Here is a 23,797-nt window from a genome sequence, read left to right as displayed (position 1 = left end):
AAATCTTTCTTAAACCGTTATTGTTCTTGATATCCTTATTCAAGAATAGCCACAGTTAACGAAATAGTCCCTGCTGTTAGAACAAGGTTTCATTGAGAAAAGTGAGCTACTGTAAAACAACTAATATATAATTTTGGTAAACTCAAAATTTCCAATGTTATTCTGTTACAAAGACTTCTCTGTTATAAATACTTCTCATTTTTCAATTTGTAAATTACCGTGTACAATATCAATCTTTGTTGGGTTTCGAACAATAGCTGTTACGGAATGCCCTTGTTTTAACGCCTGAGAAATCAGCTCACAACCTGTTCTTCCAGTTGCTCCAAAAATAATAATGTTCATACATTTCACCCCTTTATATTTTTCTATGAAGTTACTACAAATACGGGTTTACAACTTGGAAAATGAAATCCCCTGTATAACCAATACACATCCTAGTCTTCTATATTGAAGATTTATCATAAGAAAGAATGTATATTAAAGGATTCAATACTATTGCATTTAACTCTTTCTCCATTAAATGAAATAGTATACTAACTTGTAAAAATTTTCAAATATATTTATGGCATGTTTAACCCCTAAATTCAATGGTTTAATAATGAGTAAGAAAATCAAGACGAATAGATGAACCACTAAACCGTACACAACAAATAACAGCCCTATATTTTTGAAATAAAGGGCTGTTGATAAATCTTTTTTATTTTTGAATATAGTTATTCGCAGCTTTTGCTGACTTTAAATTAATATAAACCGTATCAACCCTAATATGGCGAAACAAAACAGTGCTGTACCTGCTCCAATGCCGGTTATAGCGCTATTTGCTACGTTAAGTTTTTTTGAAAGAAATAAAGAAATGATTGAGACTGCGATGAGGAGCATTGCTAGAAGATATAAACTGGAGTCTTGGAAGATGCTTTTTAACCAGAAAAAATGAATACCGACAATAAAGGCAATCCAAGGTGCAACATAGTCTTTTCTTTTATATTTAATCGAAAAGAAAGCGCCAATCCCTGCTATAAAGAATTCAACAAACACGATGATTAAGTAATTCTTGAAAACACCCGCTTCCGACAAGGCGCTTGATTCATTCCAATTATTCACGCTTAAATAGATCCCTAGTAAACCGACTAACAGCGAGAGTACAGAAGCAATACCGAGGTACTTTCTCCAGCTTTCTCTCGGTTTTTCTTGTGCCCAGCCAAACCAACTTGATCCAAATACACCAAAAATCGCAATGTACATTGCATAGTCCCTTACAAAATCTACGTAAATCCCCTTTCTTTTTTTAGAATTCTTGAATCTTCAACGCTATAAAGAAAGATGTACTTATTTATTTATATAGTTTATTAAATGGAGTTATGCCTCTTTTATAGAAGTACTAAAGAGTCTTTAGATTATTTGACTTCCTGATGAATATACAAAAATCCCGTATTCTACAAAGAATACGGGATTTTATTAGATGTCTTCAATTTTTATTTTAATAAAAGATGATCTTTTAATGTTTGTTTAATATCACTTAGCTCAGTTTCGTCAGGGTAATAGTACCATACCCCCGCTTCTTTTCCTCCATTACCATCTTTAAATTGAATTTGTTCAATGTTTTTATTTAATGATTTATATTGTTTCTGAATACTTAGCATTTCTTTTAACGTAAAATTAGTTTTAATATTTTCACCTAATTTACCAAGGATATCATCTATTTTTAATAACGACGATAGATTTGTTCCTTTATATAAAATGGCTTGAATGAGTTGCTTTTGTCTAATTTGACGACCAAAGTCACCTCTTGGGTCTTCATAACGAATACGTGAGAATATTAGCGCTTCTTGACCGTTTAGCTCAATCTCGCCTTTCGGGAAATGGTATTTTTTATAAGTTAAATCCATATCATTTACAACTGTGACACCATTTAGCGTATTGATTATATCTTTAAAGCCTTCCATGTTTACCTTTACATAATAATCAATAGGCATATCTAAAAAGTGTTCAACAGTTGCAATGGACATCTCTGCTCCGCCTCTAGCATAGGCATGATTAATTTTCTCTACTGTTCCATTCCCTACGATTTCAGTTTTTGTATCTCGAGGAATACTTAACATTTTCACTGATTTCTCTTTTGGGTTAACTGTTAGTACGATCATGGTATCAGACCTACCTGAATCATTTGCTCTTTCATCTACCCCTAACATCAAAACAGAGAAAGGATCTTGTTTTTGTATGGATATATCATTTTCTCTCTTCTCAGTTTTATCTATAGGATGATGCATATTGTCTAGAGCGGAATTGAAAGACTTATATATGCTAAATGCATAGCCACCTACCCCTAATGCCAATAGCAATACAATACTAAGTACGATCTGATATTTCTTTTGTTTATACCACTTTTTTTCTTCTTTCATCTTCATTCTCCTAATCTTTCTGATATATAGTAACTCGTTTATTGTAGGAATCACCGATAGATTTCATGATTTTTACTACAATCGTAAAATCTATTACTTATAACGAAAGAATTGTTAAAATGGTTGCCAAGAAAGGTCAACAAAAAAACATAGTATCCCCCATCTGTAATTTCCTCTGAGTAACCCCCTTGGAGACAGCCCTAAGCCTTCGACATAGTATTCATTCTTTAACTTATCAAATATTAAAGTCCCCTTAGAGAATGAACGAGATACTTTAGAAGATTCCTCTACATAAATTGAGTCTTTAACTATCCAAGAACCTAATTCAATACCATAGATAAAGTGCTCCACTCTTTCATTTAAAGCATAGTAGCTCGTTGGCGTTAAACTTTATCCGTCTAAGTTATATAATGTGGATAGTAGTTTTCCATACAGATACAATGGCTTACTCTCATTTGTGAGGTGTGTTTCTTCCTCTACAAACCTCTTGTTTCTTTTTTTCTTTTTGAGCGATGTAGATCTCGCCTTCCGTTACTTTGAAGTCTTAATGATGTGGATTATTTGAATGAGGTTTATTGAATAACGTTGTTTCTATTTCACCTGTCATAATGGTGCTACTAATTTTTTATCGTGGACATTTGGTCGAGGATCTTGATTTCTAACTATCTTGTCATAAAAATAACTAGATTTGTATTGATTTAAATACAATTGGAAGGTATATTTATAGATGGATAATATAGGTAAAGAACTATTTTAATTTATAATGTTAGGAGACTCTACAATGAAAAAAATATTAACACTTCTTGCTGGTATTTGTTTGGTATTATTGATTACAAGTATAAACGCAACAGATGCTCAAGCTGCAAGTTACGACAAAGCTTATGCTAGTAAAACTTTAACTGTTAAGGCCTCCCCAGGTACATCTTATAAAACTTTAGGGAAGATTGAAGTCGGTAAAGTTGTTAAAGTTTATGGTGGTGTAGCAATCGGTAAAGATCAGTATGATTGGATATCAGCTCGACAATATGGATGGTCTAAAATCAAATATAACAATAAAACAGCTTATGTTAAAACACATGAATTGAATTTCTCCAATCCCTATAAATGGGCACCTGGTGTTAAATCTAGCGTCTTAAAAGTTTTAAATAAAAGGTATACTCCACAAAGCAATCAAACAAAGCTTAAAAAATCTTCATCAAATAATGGCATAGGATATTATGATTATTATGTAAAATCAGATGGTAAGTGGTGGCGAGTAGTCTCTATTAATTGTAAGACAGGTTGGTACCACGGTTAATTATATATAGTTAAAATAAAAGAGAAGTGCCTGTAACTTAGACACTTCTCTTTCGTTTTTAATAGTTACTCCCTTTTTTGATTGCTTCTCAACACCCCCATTACGGCCATCTGCTTTAACCATGCGTAAATTCTCATTATAAACTTCAATTTCAAAGTGAATTAGTGAAGGTTCGTCTACATAACTTCATTGCAGATACGTTTTGTTTCTATCTTTATCGTAATATTGGAATACACCTAATGGATAATTCATGTGTACCTCATTTTGCACAAAAACCTAATATTTCCCCAATAACGATATTAGCGTTATAATACGGACCCATTTCTTGTTTAGTCACCGCTCTTTCGTAGTAAGTGAAAATAAAAAATACCCTCCAAGAATATCTTTGGAGAGCATCGTAATTAATTTGTTTTCTAGAGATAAAAATTAAACTTTTATCTTCCTGAATGTAGCTTCAATCGCTAAGAATTTAAAGAGTAAACAACTTTTGAATCCCTGATGAAGTAGAAAGTCTCCATGTGGCACCCCAATATTCATCGTATTGAATATACCATTTTCCGTTTACTTGTACTTCTAACCATGATGAAGGTGGTGTAGATAATATTCTAGTTTTATAACCGTTCATATCAAATACAATTTGTTGTGCATGTGCATAAGAATCGGAATCATCTTTACGTTTGTAAAAGATGTGGTATGCCGAGTATACATCGTATTCATCTATCCAACTACGGCCGATACTTGGTGTGTCATTTAATAAATCATTAGCTTTCACCCAAACCTCAGTTAATTTCATAATCTGAGAGAAAGGTACTTTATTCTTTCTTAAATCTCTACCCCAACGGTCAGCTGAATCCAAACCATCATAATAATCATCTCCACGAATATAATCAGGTGGTACTTTTACCCCGTTTTTAAAGTAGTCCACATATTGTTCGTGTTGCCAAAAACCAAAAACAAATTTTCTTTTGTAGTTCTTGAAGTAATTATTAACATAAGCTATTGTTTTATCATACTGGTATTGGTTATCAGCACCATACGTATGGCCTTGATATTTAGTCTTGATACGCGATGGGATTATTGGTGAAGCCTGAGTGATTTCAATAGTCTTTGCACTTGTTGATATAGAAACTTTAGTTCCTGTAGCTTTGGCTACTAGATCATGTGGGATCATGAATACATCATTAATTGCTTGAGCACTTGTCGATAGGGTTATTTTCTTGCCGTTTACAGTAGCTACTTTAGATCCTTGTTTGATTGTAGAAGTTTTACCTTCATTTTTAATAGTTAACACTTTAGTTTTGCTATTAAAAGTAGTCGTTCCGCCTAAGAGTCTTATAAAGCTTTTTGCAGGCAATATATGATTAGGGCCTATTCTAATAGAGCTATTATGTAGAGATACAGGTTTACCATTGATGGTCAGCTTGTACTTAATTGTCGCAGCAACCATCGTGATATTGCTCTCTTTCTTGTCAGTAACATCTATCTTTTGTTTTAAATCCATTTTGTCATTATGTTCGATTGAGCTTGTTAAACCTACCGTTAGGATCGTTCCGCTAAGCAACAATGAGCTAATCAACTTACTTGTTTTATTCAACCTAATACCCCCTTATCTCCCAGTTATTATACATGAATTGGAAGGGTTAATAAATAATAATGCTTTCACTCTGTTATTAAGAAACGGAAAGTATCTTATAGTTGCAAGAGGTTAGATAAAACTCCAGCAACTCCATTTAAATAACCTATTATTAATTACATATTTAATAATTCATTAATTTCTTTAATCGCTTTCGAAGTTTGGGCATAATTTAGCCAATCCGATTTAACCATATAATTATTAGTCGTAAGTATTTCTACAATATCCATATCATTTAGTACAGTCTGAACGGGCTTATTTTGTCCATTTACCCTTGCAGCAGACATACTGAAAGCTAATTGTGAATTTAGTGAAAAGGCAAAATCGATAATAGTGGAACCCTTTGGTAATGAGACCACATCCATTTTAGGTGTATATACTGTAATTATCCTTTGAAGCAATTCAAAGGCAATTAAATCATAAAATTCGATTGGAGTATTTGAAATTGATTTTACTGTGTGAATTGAGTCTCCGATCAAATCGTTACTTAGAGTAGTTATTTCGCTGCTTGATAAATCGCCCTTTAATAACTCAAACACTCCATTATCATTCAGTTTTTTATCACACTTACTCTGAATTATAAAGTTTACTTCAATATTGTCGATTTGTACTTTAGTTTTTAATTGTTTTAAAAATGGACTTTTCACGATGGCAATATTATCTATTAATTGATGTTCAATTGGTGTATAGAGCCTATGTATTATCCCCAGCACAGTATAGCAAAGAAAAGGTGCATTAGTGATCACTTTTATTGAGAATAAATCGGATAAAGCATGCTCTTCTAGCAATAAGCAATAAGATCTGTACAACGGTACTCTATTCCATTCCAGATCTAATATTAGAGAGTTACCTTCCTTTTTCACTTCATCGAAACACTTGATAAAGATATCTTCAAATTTAACAGCGTAATCGTTTATTAACTTTTGAACTGTTCTAGACTTAGGTGGGTTCAAATAACAGAATGATAACTCCTCCAACTCTTTTTGCATTCTATATAACCCAAGTCGCTCTGCAAGAGGTACAAAAAAGATAATTGTTTCATTTGCATAAGGGATCTTTTTTTCAATTTTTTTAACTGAAAGTGTTCTCATGTTATGCAGCCTATCTGCAATTTTAATAACAGCAATTCTGATGTCATTTACTGAAGCAGAGAGCAGTTTTTCCGTATTAATCGCAGTATATTCTTCTTTCTCAAGTTGACCTTTCTCTACTTTGGTTAAACCTTCTACGATTGAAGAGACTTGTTCACCAAATTTAAGTTCAATTTCATGGATAGGAGTATCTGTATCTTCCACTACATCATGAAGTAATGCTGAAATTAAAGAAGTAACATCCGCCTTATATTCCAACAGTATTTCGCAAACGGCTAAAGGATGAGTGATATACGGCTCTCCAGTAGCCCTTTTCTGTCCATGATGTGCGTTATCAGCAAAATTAATAGCTTGTACTAATAGCTCTATTTCATTCAGTGAAAGATAATTGCTCCTTTGAATTAAACGTTCTTTTAAAGCATTTATCATGAAATCACCCCATTTTATAATTAATTATAACCATTAAGGGTTAATTTTCCAACAGCGGTTACAGAATTAAGTTTAATTTTGACAATTGCTGATTAAACATTTGAAGTTGGCGAGTAATACTTCCGAGGATGTTCCTCCAGTGACTTTAAATTATTTTCTTAAAACTAAACAAATGAACCAGACACATTTTTAAAATTGACATAGAATGAACTATCAGAGATACAGGAGGTGTACAGTATGGGAAATGGAAATGGCGGTTTCGAGGGTGAACGTGAACGTAATAATGGATCAGGTTTCGCTTTACTTATCGTTCTGTTTATTCTTTTGATAATTATTGGCGCAAGTTTCATGAACGGTGGTTGCTATGGCGGCTATGGTGGTGGAGGCTGTTAATGTAGGTACGCTGTAAACCTTTAGGTATAAAAACAAATCCCACCATCTGAGACAGGGTTTTTTAACCTGTCTTTTTTCTTTGTTTACATAAAGGAGGAATTGACATGCATAACGATTAAAGATACTGGTCATAAGCCTTTAAATGATTTAAAACAAACTATTGATCGAAGGAACTCGTTAGACAAGTGTAAGTATATTGTCTTGTCGATATTGAATCAATACGTCGACTATATTAATTACTGTTTTAAAGGATATTACGAATAAAGAATATAAGAACCTGTATTGAGATTCGATCAATACAGGCTCATTTTTTTATTATAAAACTTAACTGTCTAATCTGATCTTCGCATTTTTTAACATACCCAAAGCAAGGCCCATCATTAAGCCAATACCAGTTATTATAAAGAATAATAAACCGATACTTTCTTTTAATACGACCATTTGCAAAATAACACCTAATAACGCACCTAGTGTTAAACCAATAAACATAAATGCTGCATAATATAACCCAATTGCTTCCTCAACATTGGGTTCGAGATATTGTAGCCATTTAGCATTACTATCAAGCATCGGATTTTCTGGATTTTCTACTGCGAAAGAGGCCTTTGCCTTTTCAAATGCATCTGCTTCAGAGATACCTTCTTCTAAAATCAAATCCTGAATATAATCGTCCATATAACTCATTAATTCTTCTTGAGCTTCCTTATTCTTTTGAGAAGTCCATTTAAATTTTGCAGCCGTCTTTTTCGCCTCCCCTAATGTTTGATTCGCTTGCATTGCAAGTTCTTCAAAGTATGTAAGCTCTTTACTTTCACTTACACTTAGCTTAGTATTCTGCTTCACGAATTGATTGATTTTATTTTTTGTTTCTTTACTTAATGTCATGTTATTCGACTCCTTCCAAAAATTGATCCATTAACTGTTTCATAAAAAGCCATTCCGTCTTTTTATGGCTTAAATACTCTTTTCCTGTATTCGTGAGATGATAGTACTTTCTCCTGGCCGCTGCACTTCCTTCTTGCCAATAGCTCGTTACATAGCCATTTTTCTCTAGACGTTTAAATGATAAATACAAAGTTCCTTCTTTTATTTCGAATGAATTCTTACTTTGCTTTTTAACTTCTTTGCTCAGGTCATAACCATACATATCATCATGGTAAAGCAAGCTTAAAATAATTGTGTCTATATAACCCCGTAATATCTCCTTATCAATTTCCACGTAATTCTCTCCTTCATTTATACCTTGCTTTGTTAGGTACAACCAAATTATAAAACATCTATACCTTATAAAGCAATGTATAATTTAAATTAAGGTATAAAGAATTTTCTCTTTTACGATTTCTTTTCCTAATAATGGTTCAATAGGCAAAGAAATCGTTTATAAACTGTTCATATATGCTATTTAAACAGTATTTTAATGTAAATTAGAGAATAGTAAATTATCAAAATAAAGGATTTAAAGGATTTTTAAAGAAGTTTAAAATATACTGGCTCTAATGGGAGGAGTGAAGGAATTATCTTTAATGTCAAAAGAAGTTTACCTTGTATAGTGACTGCAATTATCACCATATTCTATTATTTAGTATTTCTGTTTTTGTATCTTAGAAACGTAATTGGAGGAGTTTCATTTGTTGCACTATTATTACTTAGTTTAATTATCTTATTAATTACACTTATTGTGTATCGTAAAAAGCGTGCTTTCAAAAGAAAAGCCTTGTTAGCTACAACCATAATAGCGCTATTATTTTGTTACGAACTGCCACTACTATTTTATGATTCTTACACGCACGCAGCATACTTATATTTGAATCCTTTAGAAGTATACGGAGGTTCAGGAATCTATTTATTAGGGGTTAATAGATTGGACTTTAAATTTACAGAAAACAAAAAAGCTGTTATGGCCCTTTTAAACGAACAGCATGTAGAATATTTGGATATTATTAAAATCACCCATCCAGACCTTTATAAAAGCAAGAACCGTCAATTATTGAAATGGTTCCATGTTGGGAAAGATGACGTAAAACAAATGAAAGAAAACGTGAATCATTTTTTAGGACAGGAAGATGGACGAATTAACGAATTTTTAAATAGCGATCATATTGAGGGAAGTAGCGCCGGATTAGGTTTAACGTTGACAGGACTCATTATAAGAGGGGATTTGCAAAATGACTTAAAGATCGCAGTTACGGGGGCAATTAGCGAAACGGGAGACGTATTACCAATAGCAATTTTAAAAGAAAAAATACAAATTGCTGAGAAATCCAATTTTTCAATGATGATTGTCCCAAGTGCAAATAGGAAAGAAGCTATGGAAATACAGAAGAAATTAAACGTAAACATACAAATTCTTGATGTGGCACATATAGATGAAGCAGTTCGACTGATTAATGATTTGAACGATAAAAGTAAATGAACAAACTATTTATGGCATCCTATATTGCTGCTTTTAAAGCATACAGGGTGCCTTTTGTGTATCTTCAATAGATAAGCAGAAAAAAAGGCAACTTTTTTCTAGATAAGAATGCCAGTTCTATAAAACTAAATCAAAGATACACCTTAGTTTCTTTTATGTAATCAAACGATTAAGGTTGCAAAACTAATAATAGCCAGTTTAATAGGGGCAAACCTACTAATATAATGCATACGATTATTATCCAAATTACTGTATTTCTTTTCATTCCATTTTCACCCCTTAAATATTAAAAATCTAATATCCCAATTTAAAAATTTGTACTTATCCTCTTATTATTATAACTATTAACCATATAACATTTACACTATATTACAAATAAGGTATGATGAGTACTATTATGTAGATGGAGAGAAGGTGCCAAATGGAAATTATCGGGATTGGAGTTATTTGCACAGTTTTTGCTGTATTTGAAGCTGTAAGGAGATTAAATAATAATATACTAGAGCAAACAGAAGAAATAAAAAAAATAGGTGATGAGCTAAAAGAACTTCGTAAAAGACTATAACTCAAATTTTGATAACTTATATGCGAAGTTTCCTTCTTTATCTTATTTACTTTGAATACCCAATACAAACTTAAGGGAGTTTCGCTTCTTTTTCATGTTCTTTAAACCTTCCTTTGAATCTAGAATTACTACCGTTTTAAATAACCAAATTCGAAGATAAACCGATTTATAAATAATCGGTCCTTTTATACCTTTTTCCTCAAATTCAGAACCGCCCTCTAATTCTGTCTCCGTTCTAACAAACCACTTATCCCCAATTCCTATTTCGATGAATTTCATTTTTGACCACCTCGTCATTCTTTTTAATCACTTAATGTAAATAGAGTATTTGTCGTCGTACTATCGGACAAAAACAGATTGGTAAAATTAATAGTAACATATCAAAATCCAAACCTGAATTCACAAATTACAAATACTTCTAAAACCTATCTTAATTCCCCTTCATTCTTCCTAGAAATGAATGATTTATGCAATAAAAACACAAGTGAATAACCCATTACAAACGCTTATATATCAATGGTTTTCAATTGTTTATCTACTAATTTCAGATGCTGTGAGCGTTCGTGAAAAACAGATTTGTGTACCTTTGTGTTCTAATACGTTACAGTGTAATCCACTTTCCAATTAAATTCGCTGTTTTATTTATAATTATTCCGAATATATAGTTTTCGTTTCACTACACTATTTTCACTTTTACAACTCTATAAGGCTTCCATTTTAGAATTTATAAATTTCTCTATTCTCCATCTACTTTATCTAAACACTAAATGTCCAGGGTTCTTCACCTATAGACTAGAACCATACCTTCCCTCCTTTAATTTAAGATTCCAATTTTAATCAATTGACAATTTTTCTCTGTTCTGTTACGATAACTCTCAATAAAAGCATACAAATTCGTTGATGAGAAAGAGTAGCGTTATATCTTATTCTATAGAGAGCTGACAGTTCGGTGCAAGTCAGTGTTTAAGAGTAATGTGAAGATCCTCTCTGAGAAGATAGTCTGAAGATTTAGTAAGTCTATCCGGGTGTCCGCCGTTAAAAGGAACACGTATGATTGTACGTTGCTGAGTGCTATTGAGTGGTTTTCAATAGAATTAGGGTGGTATCGCGGTTAACCCCGTCCCTTACTTGGGACGGGGTTTTTTGTATGTTTTTAAATAATTATTGTATGGGAGCGATATCAATGAATTCGAATGAAAGTAAAGAAAATACAGTACAGCGTGAACAACGCATTCGTAACCTTTGGACTGAGCAAAATACTTTCCAAGCTTCTGTTGACGTAAGAGATGGACGCACACCGTTTGTTTTTTATGAAGGTCCACCAACTGCCAACGGATTACCCCATGTAGGTCATGCATTTGGTAGAACGATTAAAGACGTCGTGGCACGTTATAAAACGATGCAAGGATTCCAAGTAGAAAGAAAAGCTGGATGGGATACTCACGGTCTACCTGTAGAATTAGGTGTTGAAAAGCAGCTGGGCATATCAGGTAAACAAGAAATTGAACGCTATGGTATAAAGCCATTTATCAACAAATGTAAGGAAAGTATTTTCACTTACGAGAAGAAATGGCGTTCATTTACCGAAGAATTAGGTTATTGGGTTGATATGGATGATCCTTATATGACATTAAGCAATGACTATATTGAAAGTGTATGGCACATCTTGAGTAAAGTGCATAAAGACAAATTGTTATATAAAGGCCATCGGGTTTCACCTTACTGCCCTAGCTGTCAAACATCATTAAGTTCACATGAAGTCGCTCAAGGGTATAAAGATGTTAAAGATTTATCTGCTACTGTGAAATTTAAATTAGCTGATAAAGAAAATGAATTCTTCCTAGGCTGGACGACAACACCTTGGACTTTACCTGCCAACGTGGCACTTGCTATGAATTCAGAGTTAACTTATGTAAGAGTTCAAAAAGAAGCAGAAATTTTCATTGTTGCAAAATCATTAGTTGAAAAAGTACTAGGCCAAGATGTTAAAGTGCTAAGTGAGCATAAAGGTAATGATTTTGAAGGCGTACGTTATTTAGCCCCATTTAATTATGCACATGTTGAAAAAGGACATATCGTTGTCTTAGCTGATTACGTAACGGAGCACAGTGGAACTGGTATCGTTCATATCGCACCAGCTTACGGTGAAGATGACTATAAAACAATCAAACAAAACTGTTTATCATTTGTGAATGTGGTCGATCTGCAAGGACGATACACAGCTGAGGTAACTGATTTGCAAGGGAAATTTGTTAAAGAATGTGATGTAGATATTATTAAAATGTTGTCTGAAAAAGGTCTGCTATTTAGCAAAGAAAAGTATGAGCATAGCTACCCACACTGCTGGCGTTGTGATTCACCGCTTCTTTACTATGCTACAGATAGTTGGTTCATCAATATGTCGTCACTTAAAGAGCAAATGCTTGCTAACAACGAAACAGTCACTTGGTATCCTGAGCATATTAAAAACGGGCGTTTCGGAAACTTCCTTGAAAATCTAGTCGATTGGAATATTAGTCGGAACCGCTATTGGGGTACTCCTCTAAATGTATGGATCTGTGATGATTGTGGCAATGAAGTTGCGCCTGGCAGTATAGAGGAATTAAAAGAAATCGCTACAACCAATTTGGACGATGGTATAGAGCTTCATAAGCCTTATATTGATGATGTTCAATGCGTTTGCCCTAAATGTCATGGACAGATGGAAAGAACGCCAGAGGTTATTGACGTATGGTTTGACAGTGGTTCAATGCCGTTTGCGCAACACCACTATCCATTTGATAATAAAGAGAAATTTAAAAAGCAATTCCCTGCTGATGTCATCATTGAAGGCATCGACCAAACACGTGGCTTCTTCTACAGCCTTTTAGCAGTCTCTACACTATTTACGGGGCAAGCACCATATAAGAATGTTTTATCATTAGGTCATGTATTAGACGAGAACGGCCAGAAAATGTCGAAAAGTAAAGGTAACGCCCTAGATCCAATTGAGTTGATTCAGGAATACGGTGCTGATGCACTACGCTGGGCATTCTTAATTGATAGTTCGCCTTGGAATCTTAAACGATTCTCGAAAAAAACTGTTCAAGATGCAAAATCAAAACTAGTTGATACATTAGATAATACGTATAAATTCTATGCGATGTATGCGAAAATTGATGGTTTTGAATATGATGCCAATCAAACAGGTAATAAAACAATATTAGATCAGTGGATGCTCTCTCGTTTGCATAATACTGTAAAAGTTGTAGCAGAGTTTATGGATGAATTCCAATTTACAGCTGCTACAAGAGAGATTGCAGAATTAGTTGATGAAGTAAGTAATTGGTATGTAAGACGCTCTAGAAATCGTTTCTGGGCTTCTGGTCTATCAGAGGATAAAAAAGCAGCATACTCTACCCTATTCGAGACATTAAGTACAATTAGCCGCTTATTAGCACCATTTGTACCTTTTATCGCAGAGGATATTCACTTAAAACTGCACCACAGTAGCGTACACCTACAAGACTATCCAAAAGCGGATGAAGCAGTCATTAATCCTGAATTAGAAAATGATATGGCAACGATTCTAAAAATAGTTGAATTCGGTCGAAGTATTCGTAATAGCACATCATTAAAAACGAAACAACCGCTTCAACAAATCATCGTTTGGCGTAGTGAAGACAATGGTTCGTTAGATGAATATACAAATATCATCAAAGATGAATTAAACGTCAAAATTGTTACTTTTACTGATAATATATCGAAGTATGAATCAGCTAACTTCAAATTAAACTTCAAAACTGCTGGAGCAGCTTTTGGAAAGGCAGTTAACTCCGTCAAGCAATATGTAGAAAACATGCCTGAAGTAGAGAAACAAACAATTCTTTCTCATGGCGAAGTACAGATTAAAATAAATGAAGACGGCTATACTTTAAAATCTGAGCACATCCTTGTAGAATCTGCTGTAACACCTGGCTTTGAGTTAGCTGGTGATCAGCAATTAAAAGTACTGTTAGATGTACAATTAACGCCTGTATTAATTGAAGAAGGCCAAATAAGAGAACTTATTCGTACAATTCAAGACACAAGAAAGAAATTAGACTTACCAGTCGAGATGTATGTATCTCTAAACATCGCAATAAGTACTGAAGTAAAAGAAATGATCCTTCGTTTTGAAGATTTAATGAGAGAAAATTTACTTGTAAATGAAATCAAGTTTAATCCTATAGAAGAAAGCGAGCAGACTATTGATGTACAACTAGGTGCCGAACTTGTGAAAGTTGCAATGCGTTATTAATTATTAGTAGCACAAGAACACAAAAAGGATTTCAAATTGAAGTCCTTTTTGTTTGTAAATAACTCCTCCTCCTCAAAAAATTCTATACTTTTAAACCCAGTTAGAAATATTTATATCTATGTGGTATCCAGCACTTTGATCCTGAACCCCAAACTATAAATTCTAATATACTACTATAACAAAGTATCTAATTATTTGTATTATCTGATTAATTTAAGATAGAATGCACTTTTCCCCTATTATTTAATGATAATATTGCACTTATATATGAACGGCTATAGGTCGAGATACAAGAATAATAATATTAAGATCACTCCCCTACCTTGCATATAATCGGATTGCCTGATCGTCCAAGAAAACAGTCCTAACACTTGTACAAATGAAAGTTAATGAAGTCATTTATTCATCTGCTCTCCAATTCGCCACTATTTGTAATACGATTCTCTGATATTGGATCTAATTAAGGTTTTTTACCGTGTTTATTTGCACCAAAAAATTGTTACGGATGTGTCTGATATATTCTTGGCATGATACGATTGAAACTTGAATATTATGTAATTAGGCAATGAGTATTATCGAATGATTAATAGATTTGCTGAATAGGAGGTAAAGATTTGTATGAGCAATTATTCACTGAGTGTATGTAGGTATTCAATCCAACCAGGGGATAGTTACTGGTTATTAGCTCAACGATTTAATATTTCTGTATATGACATTTATTCAGTTAACCCTTATGTAGATCCAAATAATCTTTATATTGGTCAAAATATTTAAATACCGATGAAAACATTTGCACCACTTTATACAGGGCAAACAAAATGCATAAGTCCAGCTGAGGTCGAACTAAAAAGCAATATGCGTAAGTTGTGGGAGGAGCATGTTGCTTGGACAAGGATGACGATTATTAGCTTAGTCTTTAAATTACCTGATGCAGATGCTGTAATAGCACGCTTGCTTCAAAATGCCACTGACATGGGAGATGCACTTAGACCTTTTTATGGAGATAAAATAGGGGATGCATTTAGTAAGTTAATAAAGGAACACTTGTTATTTGCAGCAGATCTTGTAAAAGCAGCTATTGCAGGGGATCAACAAGCTGCTACGACTGCAGAAAAAAATGGTATTCCAATGCAGATGAAATTGCGGCATTCTTAAGTACAATAAACCCATTTTTAAGTGAGGAAGAAGTTCGAAAAATGTTTTACTCACATTTAGGTTTAACAAAATCAGAAGCATTACTGATGATTAACAATAATTTCAAGAAGAGTATCGAAGTGTATGATGAAATTCAGAAGCAAGCTTTAGGTATGGCTGATGCAATCACAGAAGCAATCGTGAAACAATTCCCTAATCTATTTAGGTAAACTATCATTATTAAACGGCATTATTTCACTAGTGAGCTTGCACATAGTCTTCTTTTCAAAGTTGAACTATTAACGCATTTAATAAGCACAGTCCCCTGAAATAAGCTGTTATCAGGGGACTGTGCTTTTCTTTATATACTTATAAGTTAGTTAGGCAGTATCCATATTTTTAAGCTCAATTACAGATCCAATGAAACCAATAAAACCACCGATAGCAAATAAGACAGCAGGAATAACGGATGAACTCGCAGTTATTAAACTATATATTCCAAAAATGCATAAAACAAGTGAACATGTTGTCCCAATAATTGCTCTTATCCTTTTGTTCATTTAATCCACTCCTTAACTCTCAATTCTTAACTAGCATGTAGCTTAATCACTTATATAACGTATTCCTTACTTAAATTCATATTTATATATCTTGCCATCCCAGTTTTTAATTTTTTAAATCCACATTTCCCGTAGAATTCTTCATTTCCTGTAGTAGAAATCAGGTGGATACACGATATATCTTGTAATTGTTTTAATAACTCATCTATGATTTTTTTTGCAATACCTTTTCTTTGATGAAATGAGTGAACAATTACATCATAAATAGCCGCATTAAAAACACCATCAGACATAGCTCTTGCAAAGCCTACAAGTTCACCATCAATATATGCAAAGATAGTATGGCTACTTGCAGAAAAAACCGTTTCAATCATTTCTTCTGTATGCTTATTCCATCCGACTGATTGATAAATCTCTTTCATTCTTCCTACATTTCCTTTTTGAAATTCATTTCTAAGAATAACCATTATACCGCTCCTATTGTTTATATCGTTTTTGTATATTTGCAAAATGTTGATTACTATGCCAGTATACTTAACTATATTTTCCACCGCAGATGCTGTACATGAATCGAGATGTTTAATTGTGAGCTTGAGTTGTACTTTTGTTTTGTAGACACAACACGCTTTGCAAAAACAAAGTAAAAGATTCTTATATACTTATGATTAAAGAAGCCTTTTAGTAATTATAGCGAATTTATCCATTTTATTGTGTGTTATTGAGGGGTTTTTACAAAGAATTTCATTTTGAAAGGCTCAATATTTAGATAGCTATGATAATTATTTTTTTACATAGGTTAATCCGAACTGAATTGTTTCTTTTCCATCTTGGACCAATATAATTAAATAGTTAAACCATCCTTTTTTCCTGATATTCATCCTTTATAAACTTTATGCCTTTGATGTTTTTTATAAACCTCCGTATCATCTCTTTTTTTAATACATACAGTTTCTTTTCCTGTATTACCAACGACAATTTTAATCTCAGATACAAGAAGAGTTCGATGACAAAGATTTAACATAATTTATTAAACAATACGCTATTCTTTCTAAATATTTTTGTGAATAAAACCAATATTTGACTGGTAAAACAATCAAATGATAGTATGGCTATATTATCAATTTATTAAATTATAAAAGTAAAGGAAGAACACAAATTGCGAGATAATAGTGGACATTCAAATATAATTCATAATAAAGGTTACAGCAATCTGCGTGCGGATTGTGAGAACTGCTTTGGTTTATGCTGCGTTGCGCTCCCCTTCGCTGCTTCGGCAGATTTTGCAATTGATAAAGCAGGAAGTAAGCCATGTCAAAATTTGCGAGCCGACTTCCGATGTAGTATCCATAATAGCCTTAGACAAGAAGGATTTAAAGGTTGTACTGTTTTCGACTGCTTTGGTGCAGGGCAAAAGATATCCCAATCTACATTTAAAGGAGTAGACTGGCGTGAAAGTCCAGAGACAGCTAAGAGAATGTTCGCCGTATTCCCAACCATGCATCAACTTCATGAGATGCTCTGGTATCTGAACGAAGCCCTTTCCTTGAAAGATACTAGTCCGATTCATAGAGAACTTCTCTCTGTGCTTGATGAAACGGAACGGCTTAGTCAACTTAGTACAGATGAACTCCAGGAACTAGATATTCCAAGACATCGATCAGTAGTGAACGCTTTACTTTTAAAAACAAGTGAACTTGTTAGAACTAAAGCACTTCATCAGCATTCAAGTTCAAAGAAATGCAAAACTATTGACCGTCGAGGAGCAGACCTTATGGGTGCTAAGCTTAAAGGTGCTAATCTAAGAGGAGCCAACTTAAGAGGTGCGTACCTTATTGGTGCTGATTTAAGAGATGCAGACTTAAGAGATGCAGATCTTATTGGAGCAGATTTTCGTGACACCGATCTAAGCGGAGCCAATCTAACTGGTAGTATTTTTCTCACTCAAGTTCAAGTTAATGCTGCAAAAGGCGATGAAAACACAAAGCTACCGCCCTTACTTTCTCGCCCAACGCACTGGGGTGCTAAATTCACATGATAAACCCAATAAAATTATCGATAGTACATAAGACATGCTAGACACCCCAAAAACGCATATAATTGAGGAACTAGTTGGTAGCAGGTGACTGGCAGCCATTAGAGTACGCAAGACAAAGAAAACCATACTTTTCTAGGATAGGTCTACTCATTGGACTGGCGTCAACTGTAAGATAAGGATACCCTTTTTCGTATGCCTTTTTTGCACGTACCGCTAGAAGTTTACTATAATAACCTTTTCCTCGGAAATTAGGTAGGGTTGAACCTCCCCATAAGCTAGCAAAGGAGGAGTTGGTCTCTAAGTACATCCAAGCCGCACTTACAAGCTGACCATTTTCATAAATCCCATAAAGGTAGAGGGATTCAGGATTGTTCTGTTTATCCCTCCAAAGTCTTTCTCCTAACTCAGCATGTGGAACATTCCAGTTGGCATCTTCTAAATCAATAATGTCTTGAATGCCTGCTTCATCCGTTATTTCATTTATCTCAAAGTGCTGGTCATTAATCAGCAAAGGGTGCTGGTCATCTAGCTTCATGGCCATGAGAGCTTCAGGTTCATCAATTGTAAATCCTTCTTGTACAAGAATATCTTTTAAACTATCAGGCTTGTCGTAGCTATACACCTTCCACTCAAAATCCTGCCCAAGGTTACTAAAATAATTTATCTCTTCCTTAATAATTTCCCTTGAATTTTCTTCATTTATATTAGATGTGACAATAAAACCTTTTTCACCAAACTGTGAAATATGACGCACTACATGCTCTGTTTCCTCTCTTATATAACCTTGTATTTGAGCCTCTTGACGAAGTTCATTGTGGAATAGTGAGATCAGTTCATTTTTATCCATGGTCAAGCCCCTTTCTCCTATAGGAAATTGCAGATATTTTTGAATGGCGATTTCTTAGGATTATGAATATTCCCTATATTTTAGTTAAAAAAAGTTTGTAAAGAAAGAGCTACTTTCTCTACAAACTTTTTAGTCATATCACTTAGATATCGATGGTTTCACTATCTGAGACATTCTTTTTCTCTCTTTGTTTTTTTGATTTTTTAAAATACAGTAATTCATATATACATGGAATTACGATAAGAGTGAGCAATGTAGAAACAGCCAGCCCACCAATAACAACAATTGCTAAGCTTTGTGAAACTAGGCTTCCCGTTTCCGCTTTTTTATATAAAAGAGGTAACATTGCAAAAATAGTTGCTACAGCAGTCATTATTATTGGACGGAATCTTGTAGCTGTCGCTTCCACAACTGCATCACGAATAATCATTTTTTGTTCATTTTGTTTGACTCGATCTAGAAGTACAATCGCATTTGTTACCACAATTCCAATTAACATAAGCGCACCCAATAGAGCCGTAACATCCACTGGAATTCTACTAATAACTAACCCTAGCACCGCTCCAATAGCTGCAAACGGCAATGAAAATAAAATCGCGAATGGCGCTTTAATTGATTTAAACGTTATAACCATTATCAAGAAGACAATACCTATTGATATTAACATCGTAAGGAACAAATCAGTAAAGTCATCTGCCTGCTGAGCACTAGCTCCTCCAACAAAAACCTTTACATCTTTTGGAATATCAAGACCTTTGTTCTTCTTGTCTCCAAATATCTCAAGATTTACCTTGCTCGCAATATCAGAAAGTTTTGCTGGATCTACCGTTGCTGTTACTTCAAGATACGTTTTTCCATCTTTATGATATTGGTTTGTTGAAGCTTCTTCGCTGTTTAGAGAAGCAACTTCTGCCACTGAAACTAAGCCACCCTGCGTCATAACAGGAATATTCTTTAAATCCTTTTTGTTTTTAGGATCTAAGATTGGTTCAAGAATAACAGGTGTCAGCTTATCATCTAACGTAATATTACCGATTGGCGTTTTATTAAGCATAACACCAAGCTGTTGGCCTATTTGTTCTGTGTTCCCTTTAGCTGGATCTACCTTGAAAGTGTAAATAGTTTTCTTTTCGTCTTGATTTGTTGTAACTTTCTCAACACCTTGTATATCTTGAATGTTTTCTTTAATCTTATTAGCAGTTACTTCTATATCATTTATATTGTTGCCAGTCACATCTATCGTAATGTTCGTCTTTGCAGATCCCATCATTAGAGAAGAAGCGCTAGCCACAAGTTTCCCATTAGGATAATTTTCTTTTTGCTTTTCGATTTTTTCTAACACTGTATCTATGGTTTTTTTATCTTTCAATAAAATACCGAAAGTCGCTTCTGTAGGTGATCCAACGACCCCATATTGAGCACCTTCTGCGGAGTTTCCAAGTTGCATAAATATAGTATCAACTTCACTCATATCTTGAACCGTTTTTTCAAGTTCAATTGCTTTTTGCTTTACTTTATCAAAGGGTTCATCATTTGGATAAGTTAACGTTACTGACACATAATCAGCTGTAGAATTATCAATCGCACCTTTTGGCATAGCAAAATATGTTCCAATTGAACCAACAAACAGCAACAAGGTAACAATCATGACAATCCATTTATGATTTAATGACCAAGTAACAATTTTTGTAAAGCGCTTCGCTGGTGTATGTTTTTGTAACTTTGCATTTCCCAGTAATTTTGCACTCATTAACGGCACAACAGTTAATGCGACAATTAAAGAAGCTAGTAATGAATAAGTTACAGTTAAAGCAAATGGTAGTAAAAATTCTTGAAGCCCTCCGTTTAATAATGCGACCGGTAAGAAAACGGCTACAGTAGTAAGAGTTGAAGCTGTTATCGCTACACCTACTTCTTTTGTTGCATCCAGCACCAATTGAACTGAAAACTTCTCTTGTTGCATTTTGCGGAAAATATTCTCGATAACAACAATACTATCATCTACTAATCGACCAATCGCTACAGCGACACCGCCTAGTGTCAAAATATTTAACGTCACTCCCGACAATGACAACATAAATAAAGTGAATCCGAGAGATAAAGGTATAGAGACGATTGTAATAAATGTAGACCTTACATTTCGTAAAAAGACCATAATCACAATGGTAGCAAACAGTGCACCAAGTAACACTTCTTTGACCATTGTCTGAACAGAAGTTTGCACCATGTCAGCTGTAGATAAATAGATAGTTGACTTCTGATCAGGATACTTTCCATTAATTTCTTTTGTTATTTTTTCAACTTCTTTACTAATTGTTACAGCATTTGATTGGCTATCTTTAGTAATATTTATTTGAAGACTTTCTTTTCCATTAAAACGACTAATGAAATTGTCATTCTTTGCTACGTCAACTTTTGCTATCTCTCCAAGCGTGACAGATGGAGTGACCTTTAACGCTTTTAGCTTTTTAATACTTGTTAAATCTCCGATAACCTTAATATTACTTGTCTTTCCATCAACTACCTTTTCACCGACAGTTAATGCTGTATTTTGACCATTAAGAACGCTCATTATATCTTGAATAGAAACTTGCTTTTGAGCCAATTTGTCATTATTTACTTTAACTGAAAGAATAGATTCTGAAATTCCAAATGTCTGTACACTCGAAACGCCTTTAATATCTTTATATTGAGGCTCTAATTCTTTCTTAGCAAAGTCCAGATTTTCAGCTGTTAATCTGTCCTTAAACGTCACGGCTATAGATGAGATAGGAATCATTGAGGTATTAAGCTGTATAACAGTCGGCTTTGCTATATTTTTAGGTAACGCTACATTACCTAATGCTTCTTGAACATCAACTTTTGCTTGTTTCATATCTGATCCCGATTCAAAGAATAAATTTATCTTTGAGAATCCATCCCCAGTTACAGAACTCACAGATTTCTTTCCTTTTAATCCTGTAACAGCTCTTTCAATCGGATCTGTAACATCCTTTTCCATTGTTTTTGAATCAGTGCCCTGCCCCATTGTGATAATCGTAACTTGTGGATTATCTGCAGAAGGTAAAAATTCCATCGGTAGTTTAAAATAACTAACTACCCCTATTAATAAAATAAAAATTGTTACTAATGAAACGGCTGCCTTGTTCTTAAATGCCCACTTCGTAAAAACTTCCACCTAAAAATCACCTCTAATTGTAAAATTATGAAAAATAACCATCTATAATACTAACATATTTTACTATTTGGAGTATATAAAAAATTATAGCGAAGTATTAAATTTACCTAATCTTAATAAACAGCAAAGGGCTTCAACCGAACCATTACTTAGTTGTTAATAAAATGTTAAAACCTAATTGCAAAAGCACCTCACCATTAGTATCTATACGTAAATTAATGTACAAAAAATTCGGGATAGTTATTAAAATTTTTTTTTATTTATGCATACGAATGCAGTCCAGCAATGACTAGATTGACAAATACTTGGTTAAAAATAATCGTACCAAAGCCAATAATGGATAACCAAGCTGTTTTTTCTCCTTCCCAGCCCTTACTTAAACGTAAGTGTAGGAATGCTGCATAAAATAAGAATGTGATTAGAGCCCATACTTCTTTTGGGTCCCATCCCCAGAAACGGCTCCACGCCATTTGTGCCCAAATCATCGCAAAAACAAGTCCGCCTAATGTAAATAACGGAAAGCCGATTACAATTGATCGATAAGATATTTCGTCCATTGTTGCAGCATTGACTCGACTCGTTAGCGGCTTTAACAACGAAATGATCCTACGTCTTGTGATTAATCGAATGAGTAGATAAATCAAACTTCCCACTAGGAAAGACCAAACGAGCGTATTTAATTTCATCGCATTTAGAAAACTAGACACTTCGAGAAAACCATTCTCCCCTGCCTTCTGGGTAATCTTCTTATCCTCAGTTATTTCAACTACTACCGATTCTTTTGACACTGTAATAGCTGGCATCTTGTATTCATATACTTCTAGTTTCTCATCTTGATTTGTGAATTGAATATTCTTTTCGTATCCTGCTATATTAAATGCAGTTGTAGTGGCGATAAATCCGCAAACGACTACTAAAAAATACATAACCATTTCTAAATAGAACGATCTTTTACTTCTTTCCTCAGTATTAATAACTTTTAATAAATAGATCACACTAGTTACAAAAGAAATCGATAATACTGCACTTGAGAATGCAACGGTAATGACATGGATTGTTAGCCATTTACTTTGAAGTGCTGGAATCAATGGCGTTACTTCCTTCGAAAATGCATTAGCATAACCAAGAATCAATAAAGAAATGGGTAATGCAAAAAGACCAATGACGATTTGGTGATAAATATAGTACATAATTAAAAATGCAGCGACTAGCATAATACCAAAGAAAGTCATGAACTCATACATATTCCCAACTGGAGCATGTCCAATTGCATACCATCTCAAAACAAAATATGTAACTTGTAAAATAAAGCCGATCCATGTCATGGATAAACCAATAATAGAAAATATCCTTTTATTTGACTTAACAGATAGACCTAAAGGAATAATCGCTATTAAATATGTAAGAAATGAGATATACAAAGCGGTACTACTAGTTTCAATTAATGATTGCATTGTTATTTAACCCCTCCTAATTACTTGAATATTTGTTGCCAATAGTCCGACATACGCCGCACAAAGAACAACATGAATAATTATCCTATA

23 protein-coding genes and 1 other annotated feature are annotated in these 23,797 nt (G+C 33.8%); of the genes, 9 read left to right on the top strand and 14 right to left on the bottom strand.

The features are described from left to right. Positions 1 to 195: 195 nt before the first annotated feature. The 3 genes from ACZLO7_RS12450 to ACZLO7_RS12440 all read right to left on the bottom strand — a co-directional run bounded on the left by ACZLO7_RS12450 (position 196) and on the right by ACZLO7_RS12440 (position 2,399). Entirely contained in the window at positions 196 to 342 is a 147-nt protein-coding gene (locus tag ACZLO7_RS12450) for an NAD(P)H-binding protein (protein WP_464940402.1), read from the bottom strand. 393 nt (positions 343 to 735) lie between these two features. Beyond that, a complete protein-coding gene (locus ACZLO7_RS12445; RefSeq protein ID WP_464940403.1) occupies positions 736 to 1,242 on the bottom strand; it encodes a hypothetical protein in 507 nt (168 codons plus the stop codon). 230 nt (positions 1,243 to 1,472) lie between these two features. Continuing rightward, the gene (locus ACZLO7_RS12440; protein ID WP_464940404.1) at positions 1,473 to 2,399 is read right to left on the bottom strand and encodes an LCP family glycopolymer transferase; all 927 of its coding nucleotides are present in this window, start codon (positions 2,397 to 2,399) and stop codon (positions 1,473 to 1,475) included. 781 nt (positions 2,400 to 3,180) lie between these two features. Here ACZLO7_RS12440 and ACZLO7_RS12435 point away from each other — a divergent pair. After that, on the top strand, positions 3,181 to 3,696 hold the full coding sequence (locus tag ACZLO7_RS12435; protein WP_464940405.1) for a cell division site-positioning protein MapZ family protein: 516 nt from the start codon (positions 3,181 to 3,183) through the stop codon (positions 3,694 to 3,696). Here the strand turns inward: ACZLO7_RS12435 and ACZLO7_RS12430 are convergent, their stop codons facing one another. The 3 genes from ACZLO7_RS12430 to ACZLO7_RS12420 all read right to left on the bottom strand — a co-directional run bounded on the left by ACZLO7_RS12430 (position 3,697) and on the right by ACZLO7_RS12420 (position 6,849). Beyond that, on the bottom strand, positions 3,697 to 3,819 hold the full coding sequence (locus tag ACZLO7_RS12430; RefSeq protein ID WP_464940406.1) for a hypothetical protein: 123 nt from the start codon (positions 3,817 to 3,819) through the stop codon (positions 3,697 to 3,699). It abuts the gene before it with no gap. Positions 3,820 to 4,165: 346 nt separating this feature from the next. Next, positions 4,166 to 5,290 carry a copper amine oxidase N-terminal domain-containing protein gene (locus ACZLO7_RS12425; RefSeq protein ID WP_464940407.1) on the bottom strand — a complete coding sequence of 375 codons (1,125 nt, stop codon included), beginning with the start codon at positions 5,288 to 5,290 and terminating at the stop codon, positions 4,166 to 4,168. A gap of 155 nt (positions 5,291 to 5,445) precedes the next feature. After that, the gene (locus ACZLO7_RS12420; protein WP_464940408.1) at positions 5,446 to 6,849 is read right to left on the bottom strand and encodes an HD domain-containing protein; all 1,404 of its coding nucleotides are present in this window, start codon (positions 6,847 to 6,849) and stop codon (positions 5,446 to 5,448) included. Positions 6,850 to 7,086: 237 nt separating this feature from the next. On the opposite strand from ACZLO7_RS12420, the gene ACZLO7_RS12415 reads away from it, so the two are divergent. After that, positions 7,087 to 7,242 (top strand): YjcZ family sporulation protein, encoded by a 156-nt coding sequence (locus ACZLO7_RS12415; RefSeq protein ID WP_464940409.1) that lies wholly within the window; start codon positions 7,087 to 7,089, stop codon positions 7,240 to 7,242. 324 nt (positions 7,243 to 7,566) lie between these two features. Here ACZLO7_RS12415 and ACZLO7_RS12410 read toward each other — a convergent pair whose 3' ends face one another. Then, a complete protein-coding gene (locus ACZLO7_RS12410) occupies positions 7,567 to 8,127 on the bottom strand; it encodes a hypothetical protein (RefSeq protein ID WP_464940410.1) in 561 nt (186 codons plus the stop codon). A gap of 1 nt (position 8,128) precedes the next feature. Then, positions 8,129 to 8,461 (bottom strand): PadR family transcriptional regulator, encoded by a 333-nt coding sequence (locus tag ACZLO7_RS12405; protein ID WP_193739597.1) that lies wholly within the window; start codon positions 8,459 to 8,461, stop codon positions 8,129 to 8,131. Between the two features lie 330 nt (positions 8,462 to 8,791). Here ACZLO7_RS12405 and ACZLO7_RS12400 point away from each other — a divergent pair, with 330 nt between their 5' ends. Together ACZLO7_RS12400 and ACZLO7_RS12395 are read left to right on the top strand one after the other, a co-directional pair. After that, positions 8,792 to 9,655 (top strand): S16 family serine protease, encoded by an 864-nt coding sequence (locus tag ACZLO7_RS12400; protein ID WP_464940411.1) that lies wholly within the window; start codon positions 8,792 to 8,794, stop codon positions 9,653 to 9,655. Between the two features lie 421 nt (positions 9,656 to 10,076). Continuing rightward, positions 10,077 to 10,220 (top strand): hypothetical protein, encoded by a 144-nt coding sequence (locus ACZLO7_RS12395; protein WP_464940412.1) that lies wholly within the window; start codon positions 10,077 to 10,079, stop codon positions 10,218 to 10,220. A gap of 42 nt (positions 10,221 to 10,262) precedes the next feature. On the opposite strand, the gene ACZLO7_RS12390 is transcribed toward ACZLO7_RS12395, so the two are convergent. Continuing rightward, the gene (locus tag ACZLO7_RS12390) at positions 10,263 to 10,499 is read right to left on the bottom strand and encodes a DUF3977 family protein (protein WP_464940413.1); all 237 of its coding nucleotides are present in this window, start codon (positions 10,497 to 10,499) and stop codon (positions 10,263 to 10,265) included. Positions 10,500 to 11,108: 609 nt separating this feature from the next. Then, positions 11,109 to 11,348: a binding site (T-box leader), on the top strand. 55 nt (positions 11,349 to 11,403) lie between these two features. Between ACZLO7_RS12390 and ileS the strand changes: the two genes are divergently transcribed. The 4 genes from ileS to ACZLO7_RS12370 all read left to right on the top strand — a co-directional run bounded on the left by ileS (position 11,404) and on the right by ACZLO7_RS12370 (position 15,863). Further along, positions 11,404 to 14,499, top strand: coding sequence for an isoleucine--tRNA ligase (gene ileS, locus ACZLO7_RS12385; RefSeq protein ID WP_464940414.1), 3,096 nt, complete (start codon positions 11,404 to 11,406; stop codon positions 14,497 to 14,499). A 618-nt stretch (positions 14,500 to 15,117) separates the two neighbouring features. Next, positions 15,118 to 15,273, top strand: a complete 156-nt coding sequence (locus tag ACZLO7_RS12380) for a LysM peptidoglycan-binding domain-containing protein (protein ID WP_464940415.1) — start codon at positions 15,118 to 15,120, stop codon at positions 15,271 to 15,273. A 6-nt stretch (positions 15,274 to 15,279) separates the two neighbouring features. Next, the gene (locus ACZLO7_RS12375; protein WP_464940416.1) at positions 15,280 to 15,654 is read left to right on the top strand and encodes a hypothetical protein; all 375 of its coding nucleotides are present in this window, start codon (positions 15,280 to 15,282) and stop codon (positions 15,652 to 15,654) included. A gap of 41 nt (positions 15,655 to 15,695) precedes the next feature. Further along, a complete protein-coding gene (locus ACZLO7_RS12370; protein ID WP_464940417.1) occupies positions 15,696 to 15,863 on the top strand; it encodes a hypothetical protein in 168 nt (55 codons plus the stop codon). 150 nt (positions 15,864 to 16,013) lie between these two features. Here the strand turns inward: ACZLO7_RS12370 and ACZLO7_RS12365 are convergent, their stop codons facing one another. Both ACZLO7_RS12365 and ACZLO7_RS12360 read right to left on the bottom strand, forming a co-directional pair. After that, positions 16,014 to 16,193, bottom strand: coding sequence for a hypothetical protein (locus tag ACZLO7_RS12365; RefSeq protein ID WP_464940418.1), 180 nt, complete (start codon positions 16,191 to 16,193; stop codon positions 16,014 to 16,016). Positions 16,194 to 16,243: 50 nt separating this feature from the next. Next, positions 16,244 to 16,660: a GNAT family N-acetyltransferase gene (locus tag ACZLO7_RS12360; RefSeq protein ID WP_464940419.1), complete on the bottom strand. Its 417-nt coding sequence runs from the start codon at positions 16,658 to 16,660 to the stop codon at positions 16,244 to 16,246. 689 nt (positions 16,661 to 17,349) lie between these two features. Between ACZLO7_RS12360 and ACZLO7_RS12355 the strand changes: the two genes are divergently transcribed. Beyond that, positions 17,350 to 18,228: a pentapeptide repeat-containing protein gene (locus tag ACZLO7_RS12355; protein ID WP_464940420.1), complete on the top strand. Its 879-nt coding sequence runs from the start codon at positions 17,350 to 17,352 to the stop codon at positions 18,226 to 18,228. Positions 18,229 to 18,298: 70 nt separating this feature from the next. Here ACZLO7_RS12355 and ACZLO7_RS12350 read toward each other — a convergent pair whose 3' ends face one another. The 3 genes from ACZLO7_RS12350 to ccsB all read right to left on the bottom strand — a co-directional run bounded on the left by ACZLO7_RS12350 (position 18,299) and on the right by ccsB (position 23,707). Then, positions 18,299 to 19,075 (bottom strand): GNAT family N-acetyltransferase, encoded by a 777-nt coding sequence (locus ACZLO7_RS12350; protein ID WP_464940421.1) that lies wholly within the window; start codon positions 19,073 to 19,075, stop codon positions 18,299 to 18,301. Positions 19,076 to 19,217: 142 nt separating this feature from the next. Then, positions 19,218 to 22,253 (bottom strand): efflux RND transporter permease subunit, encoded by a 3,036-nt coding sequence (locus ACZLO7_RS12345; RefSeq protein ID WP_464940422.1) that lies wholly within the window; start codon positions 22,251 to 22,253, stop codon positions 19,218 to 19,220. A gap of 260 nt (positions 22,254 to 22,513) precedes the next feature. Continuing rightward, entirely contained in the window at positions 22,514 to 23,707 is a 1,194-nt protein-coding gene (gene ccsB, locus ACZLO7_RS12340) for a c-type cytochrome biogenesis protein CcsB (protein ID WP_464940423.1), read from the bottom strand. Positions 23,708 to 23,797 lie beyond the last annotated feature (90 nt).

Source organism: Viridibacillus sp. d25.2 (assembly GCF_055456015.2).
Note: the sequence above shows the minus strand (reverse complement) of the source record. Positions and strands in the feature narration are given on the sequence as shown.